Origin of the sequence: Pseudanabaena sp. FACHB-2040 (assembly GCF_014696715.1) — a bacterium.
Classification (GTDB): domain Bacteria; phylum Cyanobacteriota; class Cyanobacteriia; order Phormidesmidales; family Phormidesmidaceae; genus JACVSF01.
In genome coordinates this window covers 166691-181550 of record NZ_JACJQO010000012.1, presented here as the reverse complement: position 1 = coordinate 181550, position 14860 = coordinate 166691, and the positions used below count along the sequence as shown (strand labels likewise).

Annotated in this window: 17 protein-coding genes; 6 read left to right on the top strand and 11 right to left on the bottom strand. The window is 52.0% G+C overall.

All coding sequences use genetic code 11. The features are described 5' to 3' along the window. Positions 1-14: 14 nt before the first annotated feature. The 6 genes from H6G13_RS15555 to H6G13_RS15530 form a co-directional block, all read right to left on the bottom strand. A complete protein-coding gene (locus tag H6G13_RS15555) occupies positions 15-848 on the bottom strand; it encodes a HEAT repeat domain-containing protein (protein ID WP_190484269.1) in 834 nt (277 codons plus the stop codon). Between the two features lie 11 nt (positions 849-859). Next, entirely contained in the window at positions 860-1108 is a 249-nt protein-coding gene (locus H6G13_RS15550; RefSeq protein ID WP_190484267.1) for a phycobilisome linker polypeptide, read from the bottom strand. A 122-nt stretch (positions 1109-1230) separates the two neighbouring features. Next, positions 1231-2100, bottom strand: a complete 870-nt coding sequence (locus tag H6G13_RS15545; protein ID WP_190484265.1) for a phycobilisome rod-core linker polypeptide — start codon at positions 2098-2100, stop codon at positions 1231-1233. Positions 2101-2288: 188 nt separating this feature from the next. After that, complete coding sequence (locus H6G13_RS15540) at positions 2289-3110, bottom strand: phycobilisome linker polypeptide (RefSeq protein WP_190484263.1); 822 nt, start codon at positions 3108-3110, stop codon at positions 2289-2291. A gap of 105 nt (positions 3111-3215) precedes the next feature. Then, positions 3216-3704, bottom strand: a complete 489-nt coding sequence (gene cpcA, locus H6G13_RS15535) for a phycocyanin subunit alpha (protein WP_190484259.1) — start codon at positions 3702-3704, stop codon at positions 3216-3218. 99 nt (positions 3705-3803) lie between these two features. After that, positions 3804-4322 carry a phycocyanin subunit beta gene (locus H6G13_RS15530; protein ID WP_190484256.1) on the bottom strand — a complete coding sequence of 173 codons (519 nt, stop codon included), beginning with the start codon at positions 4320-4322 and terminating at the stop codon, positions 3804-3806. A gap of 651 nt (positions 4323-4973) precedes the next feature. Between H6G13_RS15530 and H6G13_RS15525 the strand changes: the two genes are divergently transcribed. Both H6G13_RS15525 and H6G13_RS15520 read left to right on the top strand, forming a co-directional pair. Beyond that, entirely contained in the window at positions 4974-5555 is a 582-nt protein-coding gene (locus H6G13_RS15525) for a phycobiliprotein lyase (RefSeq protein WP_190484253.1), read from the top strand. A 522-nt stretch (positions 5556-6077) separates the two neighbouring features. Beyond that, positions 6078-6821, top strand: coding sequence for a phycobilisome rod-core linker polypeptide (locus H6G13_RS15520; RefSeq protein ID WP_190484250.1), 744 nt, complete (start codon positions 6078-6080; stop codon positions 6819-6821). A 103-nt stretch (positions 6822-6924) separates the two neighbouring features. On the opposite strand, the gene psaK is transcribed toward H6G13_RS15520, so the two are convergent. From psaK to H6G13_RS15505, 3 genes are all read right to left on the bottom strand, one after another. Beyond that, entirely contained in the window at positions 6925-7191 is a 267-nt protein-coding gene (psaK, locus tag H6G13_RS15515) for a photosystem I reaction center subunit PsaK (RefSeq protein WP_190484248.1), read from the bottom strand. A 113-nt stretch (positions 7192-7304) separates the two neighbouring features. Next, positions 7305-7898: a chromophore lyase CpcT/CpeT gene (locus H6G13_RS15510; protein ID WP_190484246.1), complete on the bottom strand. Its 594-nt coding sequence runs from the start codon at positions 7896-7898 to the stop codon at positions 7305-7307. A 135-nt stretch (positions 7899-8033) separates the two neighbouring features. After that, entirely contained in the window at positions 8034-8570 is a 537-nt protein-coding gene (locus tag H6G13_RS15505) for a phycobiliprotein lyase (protein WP_190484243.1), read from the bottom strand. Positions 8571-8851: 281 nt separating this feature from the next. Between H6G13_RS15505 and H6G13_RS15500 the strand changes: the two genes are divergently transcribed. Continuing rightward, positions 8852-9430: a phycobilisome protein gene (locus tag H6G13_RS15500; protein ID WP_190484240.1), complete on the top strand. Its 579-nt coding sequence runs from the start codon at positions 8852-8854 to the stop codon at positions 9428-9430. Positions 9431-9678: 248 nt separating this feature from the next. Then, positions 9679-10893: an AI-2E family transporter gene (locus H6G13_RS15495; protein ID WP_190484237.1), complete on the top strand. Its 1215-nt coding sequence runs from the start codon at positions 9679-9681 to the stop codon at positions 10891-10893. A 196-nt stretch (positions 10894-11089) separates the two neighbouring features. Here the strand turns inward: H6G13_RS15495 and H6G13_RS15490 are convergent, their stop codons facing one another. Then, positions 11090-12448 (bottom strand): heterodisulfide reductase-related iron-sulfur binding cluster, encoded by a 1359-nt coding sequence (locus H6G13_RS15490; protein WP_190484235.1) that lies wholly within the window; start codon positions 12446-12448, stop codon positions 11090-11092. A 195-nt stretch (positions 12449-12643) separates the two neighbouring features. On the opposite strand from H6G13_RS15490, the gene H6G13_RS15485 reads away from it, so the two are divergent. Next, positions 12644-13033, top strand: a complete 390-nt coding sequence (locus tag H6G13_RS15485) for a DUF3592 domain-containing protein (RefSeq protein WP_190484232.1) — start codon at positions 12644-12646, stop codon at positions 13031-13033. 387 nt (positions 13034-13420) lie between these two features. On the opposite strand, the gene H6G13_RS15480 is transcribed toward H6G13_RS15485, so the two are convergent. Next, the gene (locus tag H6G13_RS15480; protein WP_190484230.1) at positions 13421-13723 is read right to left on the bottom strand and encodes a hypothetical protein; all 303 of its coding nucleotides are present in this window, start codon (positions 13721-13723) and stop codon (positions 13421-13423) included. A gap of 109 nt (positions 13724-13832) precedes the next feature. Between H6G13_RS15480 and trpS the strand changes: the two genes are divergently transcribed. After that, the gene (gene trpS, locus H6G13_RS15475; protein ID WP_190484227.1) at positions 13833-14843 is read left to right on the top strand and encodes a tryptophan--tRNA ligase; all 1011 of its coding nucleotides are present in this window, start codon (positions 13833-13835) and stop codon (positions 14841-14843) included. Positions 14844-14860: the final 17 nt, after the last annotated feature.

The following is a 14860-nucleotide window of genomic DNA, read 5'->3' as shown; positions in this document are numbered from 1 at the left end:
GGTTTTACTTGAGGTCACAGCAGGTCGTCCATCAGAGCCATCACCTGACGAGCATCTGAAGAGAGCGGATTGGCCGGAAAGTCCATTGCCTGCAGGTGATGCTCTAACAAACCCTGCAGGGCGATCAGCTTGAGGCTATTTTCGGCCGGGGTGGTTGCGATCGCACCCGCCGCTGGCAAATACCCCACAGCCCCCAAATCCATCATGGCCGAGCGGCGCAGCTGCAGGTTAGGCCCCTGCAGCACCTGCACCAGCCAATCGCAATAAGCCGCATCGCCGGTTAGCTGATACATAGCCCGAGCGGCTGCATTTTGCACCTGGGGCACCGGGTGGTTCAGGAAAGGGGCAATCTCCTCAACTGCCGCCCGCGCCCCCAAACTACCCAGCGCTTCCAAAATGGCGTTATAGGGCTGTACCAAGTGGGGTTTTCCCGTAACTTGAGTCGCCGCGTCTACCCCTCCGGCCAGCATGGCGCGTAGAGCCGGAATGCAGGCATCACCTCCCAGCATTTCCAAAGCCTGAATCGCCGCTTCCCGCACATAGTAGTCAGCACAATCAAGGCAGCCCATCAGCGCTGGGTAAGCTGTGCGATCGCCCAGCTTACCCAGAGCCCGAGCCGCATTGCGCCGCAGCGGATAGCCCCCGTCAGGGGCCCGATCGGTTTCGTCGTCTAAAGCTGTTACTAGAGCTGCGATCGCAGCCGGTTCCTTAACGCGAAACCGCCCCAACCACCAGGCTGCGTAGTAGCGCAGGCTAGGATCGGCAGTCTGACGAAGATTTGCGATCGCCTGCTCAACAGTGAGAGATTCTCCCTGGGCATTGACTAGCTGTTGAAATTCCAGCGCCATTGTCAAGACTCTTAAGCGCCTGCACCATTTTCAGAGAGCGGGGTAATGCTGACAATCTTGCCGCCCATGCGGGTGATGCGCTGCATTTCCTCATTCATTCGGCTGTAGGGAACCTTAATGAAGACACTACCGCTATTGCGAACAGGATAGGCGTTATTATCAGTTCCCTCATTTTGGCGCAGTCCAGACACTTCATAGAGAAAGACCCGGCCGCCGGAGGGAGAAGTGGTGGTGCTACCAAAGGCATTTTGAGCAAGCATCAAAAAAGTCTCCTAACTCTCGAAAAATGAACAACCACAGCAATCGTTGCAAAGGTGGAGTGATTAGCTTCAGCAAATACTGGCTCTATCACTCCACCTCTTAATACCTACCTTAAAAGAAGCTAGAGACTAGCAAGTGTAATGTTAGTCACTCTTCCACCCATTTTATTAATCTGCTGCAGCTTGGCAGACAGCTTTTCGTAGGGCACTAGATAGGAGGTGTTGATTTGGCGAACTTTGGGATAGCGGGGCAGATTCGCACCAGAAACCTCAATGCGATAAACCCGACCTGCGCCTTGACCGTAGGGAGTTGAGCCGCCCAAAGCCTTGTTAGGCACGCTCTTCTTGTTAGCCGACCAGCCACCACCAGAATTGGATGGGTTGATAACAGCAGATGAGGCGTTGCGACCCAGTTCTCCCGCCAACCGAGACGGCTTACCAGCAGCCTGAGAACGATCGCTGGTAGCATAGCCCCGATATAGCTGGAACATCCGGGTAAAGCCCACAGACCGCTGCCCAGCCTGATAGACAAAGCTCCGGTAATACGGTACGACGTTGTCGCCAAAGTTGGCTTGGTACTCTTCGCTGTCGACAAATGAGTCTACATCGGCGTCGTAGCCTTTGGTCTCATAGAGATCAAGGTGGAAGACAACCTCAGACTCATCATAGGGCGCACGGCCCAGCAGATGCTTCGTATGCAGCTCAATTACTCGGGTCTGGAAATTGCCGTAAAAGAACTTCGTCTTATACAGTTCAGACTTAGCCACTGCCCGCACAAACTCGCGTACGGTGATGTAGCCGTTCTTGAGCAAAGACTCAGCACTGGTTAGGCGCTCAGACTTCATTAAGTAGTCGTTCCCCAAAAGCTGGCGATAGACAGCCTGAATTACCACTGCGGCATCTTCCGGCGTCCAGTTAGCACGAAGCTCTACAGGGGAGGTTTCGCTAAATGCAGCAGTCCCAAGGCGAGATGCAGCTACCGTAATAGGCACGTTGAAAGTCCTCCTACAAAAAGATGAAATGTGAGTCTCTGAACGCATTTACTGATAGCAAATGCAGCCTGTAGGGAGTAGACAGCAGCACTTCATTTGAAGGAGAACGGGCAATAAAACAGCCTCGTTCGGGCTGTCAGTCCCCTAAGGTACTCACAAGAGATACTCACTATGGATTGGCTTGGGCGTTAGGCGGGATCAATACTTGTAACCCGACCACCCCTGCTATTGATCTGCTGCAGCTTTCTAGAAAGCTGCTCATAGGGCACCAAGAATTCGGAGGAACTGCGGCGTACGGTCGGCAAACGACCTGGCGCTGCAGCCTGAACTACTCGAACCCGGTAAAGCTTTTCACGACTACCCCCGGAGGTTCCCACCAGGGTCTGACCTATGTTAACTTTGCCTACGGGGGAAGAAGAGTTTTTGGCGAGCTCTCGGGTGAGACGGGCGCGAACACCACTACGTTGAGTGCGATCGCTCGTCCCATACCCCCGGTACAGTTGAAAGAACCGGGTGAATCCTACGGTCTTTTGATTGGCCTGAGTTAGATATCCACGATAGTAGGGTACGATGCCGTCCCCAAAATTGTCGCGGTACTCAGCCGAATCAAGGTAGGAATTAATTTCCGCCGCGTATCCGTGGTTGATATACAGGTCAGTGTGAAAAGCAATTTCGTCTTGGTCGTAGGGTGCGCGACCTAGCAGGTGCTTAAAATTCAGTTCAATAAAGCGATTTTGCGGACTAGAAGAAAAGAACTTCTCCCGGTACAGCTCAGAGAGCGCCAGCGCCCGAACAAAATCACGTACTGAAATCTCTCCCTGCCGTAGCAAAGATTCAGCACTGGTGTAACGCTCGCTGGCCATAATGTACTGGTTGCCAAAGACTTGGCGGTAAGCAGCATAGATTACTGCCTCTGCATCATCTCGGTTCCAGTTGGGGCGCAGCTCTACCCGCATCGACTCTTCAAGAGGGGACACACCTAAGCGTGCCGCCGCAGTTGTAACTGCCATCTGAAAATCTCCTTGCGGCATTTACAGATACAACAATGCCCGGTCAGGCAAACAACTGCTAACAAGTCGCTAACAACTGTTTGCCCTTCCGGGCAGAGCCAACAACTAGCTTAGAGCGTTGATGGCGTAGTCGATGTAGGAGTTAGCTTCGGTAGCTGCATCACCAGACAGACCGTGGTTGCCCTTGATGTACTTCAGAGCTTCAACGTACCAGCTGGGAGACAGTTCAAAGGTGCTGTTGATCTCATCGAGACCAGCAACCAGGTACTCATCCATGGGGCCGGTACCACCTGCTACGCAGCAGTAGGTCACCATGCGCAGGTAGTAGCCGATGTCACGAGAGCACTTGTCCTTACCACGCTGATCAAATGCGTAGTTAGCACCTTGCATTTGGGTGGTGTAGGGGAACTTGTTGTACACAGCCTGAGCTGCGCCGCTGACGAGAGAGTCAGCCTTGCTGGTTAGCGCTTTAGCAGCTTCTAGACCAGATTGAGCTTGACGCAGACGACCGAAAGCAACCTGCAGCTCAGAAGAGCTGAGGAAACGACCTTGGGAATCAGCAGCAGCGACCGCTTCGGTTAGAGGGGTTTTCATGAATAGGTTCTCCTAAAGTGTCTTCACAGCGAATGAATGAACAGTCAGAGGATTGCGCTTGATTTGAACAAGCGCCAGTGAGGTTCAAATCAGGTGAACCTAGGCAACAGCAGCAGCAGCCAGGTCAAAGTAGCTGCTGATTTCAGAAACCAGAGAGCTGCAGTCGCCCTGGGTGATGTTAGCAGGATCGTTGACGATGGCAAGAGCAGCAGCCTTCATCTTCTCAACGCCAGCAGCAACAGAAGCGCCGGGAGTGCCTAGAGCAGCGTAGGTTTCACGCAGGCCGTTCAAGCAGCGATCGTTGAGAACGCTAGCATCGCCAGCGAAGGTAGCGTAGGTGACGTAGCGCAGGATGATTTCCATGTCGCGTAGGCAAGCAGCCATACGACGGTTGGTGTAAGCATTGCCACCAGGAGCAATCAGTTGGGGCTGCTCAGCAAACAGAGCCCGGGCAGCATCAGCAACGATCTTGGAGGCGTTGCCGGTCATGCGGTTAACAGCGTCGATCCGCTTCTGACCGTCGCTAACAACACGACCTAGAGCATCCAGCTGATCGGAGGACAGATAGTCGCCTCGTGCGTCAGCCTGGGAAACTACCTTGGTGTATGCGTCAAACATCGACTCAATCTCCTAAATTTTTTGTCGCTGAGTTTGATGATTCTGGTTCTATGACCGTTATCAGCAAGAAGCTGCGTCATCGGTCTATAGAGAGAATCTTAAAAGACAGGCAGTAGACATCTCTCATTTTTTTAACACTTCTTCAAAATTGCTTCAGGAAGCTTAATACAACAGCCTTAGCAATCTTGAGGGAAGTTGTGAGACATAAGGAAACATCTGGGATACACTCCGCAGCAGATCCTGGAAGCATTGCCTGGACTAGCTTTCGCTTGTCATCCAAACCCTCACAGATTTTTTATACACTGCTGTAGCGTATTTATCTTTTACAAGTTGTTAAGGCTAAAACGCAGCTTGCCCCCTTCAAAGGGAGGGTATCTTGGCGTTTCAAGAACTTTTCCGCTCCTTTTTTAAGCCTGTACTTCTACAGAATCGCTTAACAAAGCTCAACATCGACCCAGTTGGTAGGGGCAAAAAACTGTTTGTTGTTGTCTCTTAAAGGCCTTCAGAGGATTGAAAGCCTTGTCTTGAAAGGGCTTGTGTCTACTGGAGTGGGTTTCTGAGAGGCTGCTCTACTGAGTCAGGATGATTTATCATCAGCTTTATAACCTGAAACGAACTGCAACACTGAACAGATTTACCCCAGCAGAGTCAATGGATGTAATGGATTTTTTCCGCCTCAGTGCGGGTCAATGGCAATCTCAGCGAACCACTCATCACCTGCCTTTCAGACGAGCTGAGTTGGGGGGGTCTACTATTTCTGTAGAAGCGCTAGATGCAGACCATCCCAGCGTGGTTGAAATCTGTAAGCTGCACAGCGTCGAGCCCGCCCTGGCTGTAGGGGGTGCCTTTGTTAAATGGCAAGGCTCTATGGCTTGGGATAAAGACGATGAGAACCATGAGGGCACAACCGTCTTTGCCCTTGTCCCCAATGCCGATAACCCTCGCTCAGGCCAGCTATTACGGGAACGGGGTTATGCCGAAATCGTTCCTGTCATTGGCAGCTATGAGATTGATGAGGACGAGGGCCTAGTGCTGATCACTGAGTACGAAACCATGAGCTCGGTAGAGCGGTTTTGGTTTGCCAACCCCGACCTGCGCCTGCGAACCAGTGTTGTGAAGCGCTTTGGTGGTCTCAGCACGGCGTCTTTTTGTGCTGAGTCTCGCGTTGCCGATAAGGCAGAATCAGGGTCGGTAGATGCCCCTGAGGAAGCATTCTCAGCCTTTGGCTGGTAGACCCTAGACAACTTGAAATAACTTGAAATATAAGCTGGAAGCGAACTGCAGTTGGCAATGCCAACTGCAGTTCGTGTGCTTTTAAGAGCCTTGCCCAAAGAGAATAGCTAGAGAAAAAGACGTGGTTGAAGCAATACATAACGTCGCCTTCTCTAATCGATAGAAGAGTCTCTATCGGGTCAATAACAATGCTTCTTGCAGTTTAAAGAAACGTGACTGAATGTTACTATCCCTGTCGAATTAATAAAGCCTGATCCCCTAATCTCCTAGTCTAAAGCAGAGTCGGTTGAGGTTTCTTAGGGGGCTTTAGAAAGTTTGTTTCAGCTCAGTTTCTAAATAATGAGCTGCCGCAATTTTCCCTTCTTAAAGGAATTTCTCTCCCTCTTTCTAATGGTATTAGGGGAGAACTCAAACGGGCTTTGACACTTCTCAGACTGCCTCTTAGAGCCTTAAAAACTTGGCATTTGCTAAGTTTCAGTCTCGTTAACAATGATTTATAAAGTGAACGGAGGTTATTAAGCAGTGGCTCTTCCTTTACTAAACTATTTTCCCAATAGTCAAAATCAACGGGTTCAGGGTTTTGAAGTTCCAGGTGATGAGCACCCCAGAATCTATACGGCTGATAGCGTGTTATCGGCTTTAGACACAGATGATTTGATTTCAGCCGCTTACCGTCAGGTTTTTCACGAACAGCAGATGCTGAAAAGCAATCGTCAGATTTTGCTGGAATCTCAACTGAGGTCAGGGCAAATTACTGTCAGGGATTTTATTCGAGGGCTGGCGACCTCGGGTGCTTTCCGCACTTGGAATTTTGAGGTCAACAACAATTATCGCTTTGTTGAACTTTGCGTACAGCGCCTTTTAGGCCGCAATGTCTATGATGAGCGAGAAAAGATTGCCTGGTCTATTATTCTGGCGACCAAGGGGCTTTATGGTTTTGTTGATGACTTGCTTAACAGCGAAGAGTATCTAAGCAATTTTGGGGAGAATACAGTACCTTACCAGCGCCGCCGGGTGCTGCCTCAACGGGTTAAGGGGGAGTTGCCTTTTGAGCGGATGCCCCGCTATGACCAGGAGCACCTGAGCACGCTATCGGCATTGGGGTACGACTTTTCGGCCGATCGGGTGGTGGATGATGGCACGCTTTGGCTGCCGCCTGAACCAGTCCGTAAAGTGGGGGCAGCTCTGACCTATGCCCTAGCTAGCTTATTGGGGCTAACTGCGATCGCAGTCGTATTGTCCTGGTTTGGCTGGCTCCACCTCTAGCAATCTATTGCCTGTGCCCTAATAAAAAGCCCTCCGATTAGGAGGGCTTTTGCTTTTACAAAGAAATATTATGGAGAATTTTGCTGTACAGGCAGGAGTAGGGTTAAAGAACGCCTGCGTTAGCCAAGCCCAAGATGGTGCCTAAACCGAGAATGTGGCCGAAGCTAGTGGTCGCTAGCAGAGCGGGCCAGCCCATGCCACCAAAAAACGCAGAGCCGGGCAGAGCTGGGCCTGCACCCGGGTTTTTCATAGTGTATTTGCCAATTGCGATCGCAAGCACGTTCGCCACGATCATGACAATAGCGATCTTGGGGCTCCAGCTAACGGTGTTAGGAATCGTTGAAGCAGCGAGTAAAAGGGTGTTCATCAAAGTACTGACCTCTTAATAATCGAATACCTTGCTTAAATCCTTTCTCATAAAGGTGCCAACTCATCCTCTCTGTTGCAATCCTTAAAAAACCGGACTCTGCCTAAGCAGCAATGCTAAGAGGTAACGACCTCACCTTCAAAGCTGGCCCGCCGCTGGAAGTGGAACGGGCCTGCCATTGAACCCCAAACGTGCTCATCTGTTTCAGGATCGCGGCCCCGGTCCCAGCTAATAAACTTACTGGCATCAATTTCAAACTCACTGTCTAGGTAAGTAGTCTTGCCCTGGCGCACAACCATACAGGCCTTACCTGGCTCTACACTGCCCTTAAAGCGACCGTCCGCCCAGCGAACGATCATATTGCAGCCACCCATTTTTTCAATGCGATCGCTGCTTAGTTCAGCCAGTTTTCCTAAATCTCGGGAAGCCCCATAGAACGACTCTTCATCCTTTAACGTGTAGTTCTCAATCAGGATGTAGTCGTCTTGAGGAATAAGCTTCATCACCCGAGCCCGGTAAGGCCGGTTGAGCTGAAAATCGTAAGCCTGCTCCAAATAAAAACTCGTGCCAGAAAGCAAATCTGGCGGCAGCGGCCGCATACACACCCGGATATGGGCGAACAGGGGAGGGTTGTCAAAAGCTTGCTGTTGGTTACTAAAGTCAGCAGCCATCCAGCGAGCCAAAGTCAGCACATCAGTCGAATGGGTCATGAGGAACGACCAAGCAACATACGTCGGGGATCGTTCCTTATTTTACGGGTTTAAGGATTTTGAGGCAGTTATCAGTGCTAAGTTCAATGTCAAGTTGAGGGCGCAGCCCTCTGCGCCCTCCCGATCTGCCTTTTCCTAAAGTCGTTTCTCCAAATACTGCCCAATCATAATTTCCTCACCCGCACGAGAAATCACAGTTTGGCGCGTACGATACTGCTTGCCAATCAGCTTGATCTCCTCTTCAAAAGAAGATCCCTGATACTCAGTGCGGAGAAACATCGTCCTAGGATCACGGAAAAAGAAGTGGGCGGTAACGGGCTTGGAGGTAGCAAAACCCCGATCTCGAAACAGCGTTGAACCACGCACGCCGAAGATAGTGCTGCCCTCGACAGGCTTTTTACTAGTGCCGACGTAGTCACTTTCCCATGTCACTCTGGCACCAGAAACTAAGGCTTCTTCAGGGCGCAACTCATGCAGCTGAGCTAGATGGATCAGTTCCTCGTGGCCTGCAGGCAAGAACTTAATTTGGATTTGGCTAACGACTTCTTGAGTCTCCCCGCTCTTTAGGGTGTAGTAGCGCCGCTCAGACTGCCAGTCGCCCTCCGAATCCCTGAAAAACGACTCCACTAAAGATTCAGCCAGTAAACGGGCGGTATCCACTGAAAACGGCATAGCTCAGTCCCAACCTTAGGTAGAGATTAAAGTTTCCCAAAAGTCAATCCCTACTAGGGATTTTGTTAATTTTCTTAATCCTAGTAGAGACGCCCGTAGATCGCAATAACCCGAAAGGGTTAAGGGGTTAGCCGTAGGAAGGAAATTCTCAAAAGCTCAGAAGCAAAGGCTAAGTAATTATACTTAATTTCGAGCTGCAATCTGTCTCCGGTTATGATTTGAGATGAGGGTCAGATGTATATTCCTGCCCTTAGGTCGTCAAAGCCAGGAGCCTTAGCAGTATGGCGAATAAAGCAACTGTGGCCGACCACGAATTTGAAGTTCGCACCCAGTTAGTTGATATCGAACTAGCGCCTCTGGATATGCAGGCTGTCCTCTATCAAGCCGATCGAGAAGGCCGATTTCTGGAACAGACAGACCTGCTGCCCCTGGCACGCCTTCAGCAAGACTTAGCTTTGGCCGAAGCCTTAAACGTCCTCCGAGAGCAGGCAGACGACATTGTGAATGCAGCACGCACAGATTTGCTGGCCCACTTTCCCGACATCACTGAACCCGGCGGTGGGCTATATCCTGAAGCACGTGCGATCGCATGTTGGCGAGATCTGTGGCACTTTCTCCGCTGCATTACCTATGGCATAGTCATCGGTCAGAGCCCCTACACCAACGCTCATGGTCTTGCCCGACTGCGCCAGCTCTACTACCGGCTAGAGGTACCCCTTGATGCAATGGTGGCAGCTTTGGTAGCGCTTAAGCGTCATAGCCTAGTGCGGCTGTCTCCTCAGCAGGCAATCCAGCAAGCTCCCTTCTTCGATCACCTGATTGAGCAATTGCAGGAATTTCAAATAGCTACAGAGAGATAAAGCTCCCTGCCAATCCTGACTTGAAGGTTTTTTCTTTCTCTGGGAACATGAAACCAGATCGGAGGCAAGTTAGCTTGGATGAGAGCGATACGACGCAGTAGAGCGACCATTGTTGAGAAAAGCCTGACCCATCATTTTTAGAGAAAGCAGCTCGCGGGTGTGCCCCTACCGGTTCCCTGAACTTACGCCACAATGAGAAGCAGCGCCAGCGAGAGCCGGAGAGGTAGTCTTAAAAATTGCTCAATTCCATGACACAAGCCGGAGAAGCGACATCAAAAAACAGGCTTACCCTCTGGTGGGAAAGCCTCAGCTCCTTGTCAAAATTTCTCATGGTGGCTTTGGCAGCCCCCCTGGTGCTACTCAACGTGTGGGCAGTTTCGACCATCTTCAGCTACTTTCGATCCATCTTAGTGACGCTGTTGGTCGCTGCCCTGTTAGCCTTCCTGCTGAACTATCCCATGAGCTGGCTAGAAAGAGCCGGGCTCAAGCGGGGACAGGCCGCTATTTTAGTTTCTCTGGTAGCGCTGTTTGCGTTTCTCACCCTTGGAGTGACCGTGCTGCCGCTGGTGATTACCCAGGCTCAGCAGCTAGTAGCCCGACTACCGGAATGGTTTGACTCCGGCAAAAACCAGCTCCTCATGCTAGACAGCCGGATCGATCAGCTGGGCTTGCCCTTTAATTTAGATGTCGTCATTTCTCAGGCCAACGACCGGCTTAAAATCCAGATTCAAAACCTGGCGGGAGAAGCGCTCAACCTGACGTTGGGAGTCGCTGTTTTCACAGCGGGCAAGCTGTTTGACGTACTGCTGACCATCATCTTGACCTTTTACCTGCTGCAGCACGGAGATGAAGTTTGGGAGAGCCTGGTCGGCTGGCTGCCCACCCGTCTGCAGATTCCCTTTTCCAAAACCCTCAGCCGCAGCTTCCGAAACTACTTTTTGGGCCAGCTCATTGTTGCAACCTGCATGGGCCTGTCCCTGACCGCTATTTTCCTGATCTTAAAGGTTCCCTTTGGCCTGCTGTTTGGCCTCACGATTGGCCTAATTGCCTTAGTGCCCTTTGGTGGAACCGTCGGCATTGCTCTCGTAACTTTTCTAGTGGCCCTGCGAGACATCAGTATTGCCGTACAGGTAGTAATCGCTGCCGTCATTGTTCAGCAGCTGGTAGAAAACGGGGTGGCCCCCCGCGTCTTAGGCAGCGTGACCGGGCTCAACCCATTCTGGGTTTTCATCGCCATCTTGACTGGAGCAAGAGTTGGCGGGCTGCTAGGTGTGGTTGTCGCCGTACCCACTGCAGTCGTCATTAAAGAAGTATTGCTGTCAGTACGATCGGTGCGGTCAGTGCGGCAAGCCAATCAAGATTCCCCCGATTCTGACGCCAGCACAGTCAGTACTATACTGGCACCCGACAGGGCACAGGTTGCTAGTGAGTTTTCCCAAGAATCGCTGGTAGCTGAGAAGTAGGGTTGCTGTGGTCACGGTCATTACAGTGGTTTTTATCCCCTAGCCTCTAATTCTGAAGGAAGGTTGAAGTTCCTTAGAATAAAGCCTTTCGGGCATCAAGAAAACGGGATTTAAGGGGCCAGTACAATTCACAATTCAAAGAAGTGTTGTACACAGCTGTAGCTGCGTCCTAACGACCGTGACCTATGCGGGCAAGCTAAAGCGCTAGCTGCTCCCCTCGGATGGACTTATCTAGCAGCTGTATGGGATGCATGAGCGGCATAGCCTTATTCTGTTGCTCTAGATGCTTTTGAATCTGAAGCGAGCAGCCTGGATTAGACGAAGCGATCAGAACCGCTCCTGTATTAAGCAGGTTATTGACCTTCATTTGGCCTAGTTCTTCAGCAACTTGGGGCTGGAGCATATTGTAGACCCCAGCACTGCCGCAGCACAGAGCCGCGTCCATCGGTTCTCGCAGCTGAACGCCGGGAATTTGCTTGAGGATCTGGCGGGGCTGCTGGCTAATTTTCTGGCCGTGGAGTAGGTGACAGGCATCTTGATAGACCAAGGTGAGCGGTTCTTCAGTCAGGGGGTGCAGTGTAGCAGTAAGCCCGACCTCGACTAGAAACTCCTGCACGTCCCGCACCTTAGCAGAGAAGGCTTTGGCTCGTTCCCGATAAGCCGGATCATCCTTCAGAATGTGCCCGTATTCCTTCAGGGTATGGCCGCAGCCCGCGGCATTGATAATTACGTAATCGACCTGGGCCTGTTCAAACACCTCAATCATGTGGCGGGCAAGAGCCTGAGCCTGAGCTTCTTCGCCTTGATGGGCCGGTAAGGCCGAGCAGCAGCCCTGTTCTTTGGGAATGATAACTTCACAACCATTGGCTGAGAGCACGCGGGCGGTGGCCTCATTCACACCTGAGAAAAAGACGCGCTGCACACAGCCCAGCAGCATCCCAACCCGGAACCGCTGCTGCCCCTGAGCCGGAACTTGCTCGGGTAGATTGTCTTGAAAGCACTGCAGGGTGACCGGAGGCAGCAGAGACTCCATCGCGGCCAGATTGGGAGAAACCAGTCGCAGCAGCCCAGTCCCCTGCACCAGCCGGGAGAGCCCCAGCTTTTGGTACAGGCCCAGCGGGGTAAGCAACAGCCGCAGCCGGTCGGGGTAGGGAAAGAGGGAGAAGATCAGACTTCGCACTAGCCTTTGGGGCAGACTGCGGGAGTGGTTGCGCTGGATTTGAGGGCGCACGGCGGCAATCAGCTTGTCGTACTGCACGCCTGAGGGGCAAGCGGTGGTGCAAGCAAGGCAGCCCAGGCAGGAGTCAAAGTGCTGAACGGAAGCCGGGGACAGAGGCGCTTCCCCTTTATTAATGGCATCCATCAGGTAAATGCGGCCCCGAGGGGAGTCGTTTTCTTTGCCAATGACCCGGTAGCTGGGACAGGTGGTCAAACAAAAGCCGCAGTGGACACAGGCATCGATCAGGTCTGGATTGGGTGGATCGTGGGGGTCAAACCCATCGCTATTAGTGGCCAGGCTGGTATCTAGTTTGAGCGGCTTGTCTGACGTTTGCATGGGTAGGCGCGTAGGTCATCTATTCTCCAGGTTACCTTGCAGGGATAGGGCATTGAGGGTGTCGTCTGTCTTGCTTCGGGTCGAAAATTTAATACTCAGGCTTAACCATTGAAAAATTTAGGGTGAAGCCTGTTTGTTTTTGGGTCATTTTTGGGCAATCCTAGAGTGTTGATTTTGCGACTTTAGGTTAGCTCTATGAAACGACCTGATTTTTTTAGGGTTGTTTTTACTGATTTCTGGTGCTGCACGCTCTTTTGCGTTGCGATTACAGGGGCGATCTTCTGTGTTCTGGTGTTTACAGTTCCCGTCTCTGTGGTGGCGGCAGTTCTGATGTTCAGACGGGTAACCATGATTCGCGATGTGTTTAGCAAGGGGGTCTCTGTCACGGCCCTGATTACTCGCAAGAAATCGGCCCAGGGAGAATGGCTGCTGCGCTACACCTACCAGTACAACGATGTGGCCTACGAACGCGGTAACTACATTGTGCGCAACTGGATTAAGCTAAACCGGGGTGACCGAACTGAAGTCTTTGTGAATCCACAGAAGCCGCAGGAGGCATTTCTGACGGCGTTTTATCTGGGATAGGGTCTGGGGTGCAATATGGCTTTCGGGGCGGCTCCCAAGCCTGAGGTGCGATCGCACTCCCAACTCCACCAACGGGCCGCAGCATAGACACAGGCTAGAGCCTACCTTCTGAAACATCGGGTAAATCTTGCTCTGTTAGCATTAGTTCGCTGTGGCGATTGTCGAATCGCCCTTTTTTGTATTTGAGGCTGCGGATAAGCCGAAGGCGGCCCAAGTGAGGATCTACACTCTGGTCAAAGAGAGTCTGTCTGGTAGGGGCGCACACCCATGCGCCCAGTTGCACACAATGCAGAATCTAGATTTGTAGTTTGTAGGTCGGGTTGAACAAGGTAAAAACCCAACATTTTGGAGAGCCTGTTGGGGTTGCCAAAGCCTTAAACCCAACTTCTATTGCTCTTGCATTAGGCGAAGGTAATTTTGCTTGAGCTGCAGATGGCTTTCGCTTAGGCGATCTGACAGGTGCTTCTCAACCTGACACAGCTCTTTCCAAAAGGTGGCTGAGCGCTGGGAACCTAGATACTCCCGCCAGAGGAGGGCGAGGAGGTCAGCGGCTTGGGGGTTCTGGGTTTCTAGCTCCTGGTGCAGGCGCTCGAAAGTGGCTTGGGCTTCCTGGTGAGAGTTGACGGACTGGGCCAGCTGAATGGCTTCCTGAAGAGATTCGGTTAGGGTAGGGAAAAGGGTGCTTTTCATCGGTGATTTTTTACAAGAGTAGGAAAAACAGGGGCTTGAAGCTTCCGGTGTTCTTATAGAATCTTCACAAGAGACGTATACTCGACAAACTTTACACCGACGCACTCACATGGGCAAGCAGCGCATTCTCTCCGGCATCCAGCCGACTGGCAATCTGCACCTGGGCAATTACCTGGGGGCCATCCGCAATTGGGTGGAGCTGCAGGAGGAATATGAGGCCTTTTTGTTCATGGCCGATCTGCACGCTATTACGGTGCCCCACGACCCAGCCCAGTTAGCCGAAAACACCTACAAGGTGGCGGCGACCTACATTGCCTGCGGCATTGACCCTGAGAAGGCGACTATTTTTGTGCAGTCGCATGTATCGGCCCATGCAGAATTGGCCTGGCTATTTAACTGCATCACGCCCCTCAACTGGCTAGAGCGGATGATCCAGTTCAAGGAGAAGGCCATTAAGCAGGGGGAGAATGTCAGCATCGGCCTGCTCGATTACCCGGTGCTTCAGGCCGCTGATATCTTGCTGTATGAGCCTGATCGCGTGCCTGTAGGTGAGGACCAAAAGCAGCACCTAGAGCTGACGCGAGACATTGCGGCCCGGCTGAATCACCAGTTTGGCACTGAGAAAGCGCCGATTCTAAAAATCCCTGAGCCGCTGATTCGGGAGGTGGGCGCGCGGGTGATGAGCCTGACCGATGGCACCAAGAAAATGTCGAAGTCAGATCCGTCGGACCAAAGCCGGATTGACTTGACCGATGCCCCAGAAGCTATTATCCGCAAGTTTAAGCGAGCCAAGACTGATCCGCTGCGGGGCCTAGAGTTTGACAACCCAGAGCGGCCCGAGTGCCACAACTTGTTGAGCCTCTACGCTTTATTGGCAGGCAAATCGAAGCAGGCTGTGGCAGAGGAATGTCGGGAGATGGGCTGGGGCCAGTTTAAGCCGCTGCTGGCGGAGACGGCAGTGGAGGCGCTGCGACCGATTCAGACTCGCTACAGCGAGCTAATGGACGATCGCACCTATCTGGAAAAAGTATTGAGACAGGGGAATGAGCGGGCAGGTGCGATCGCATTTCAAACCTTAGCTAAGGTCAAAGATGCCCTAGGGTACTCCAAGCCGCTGTAGCAAGCACGATATACTGA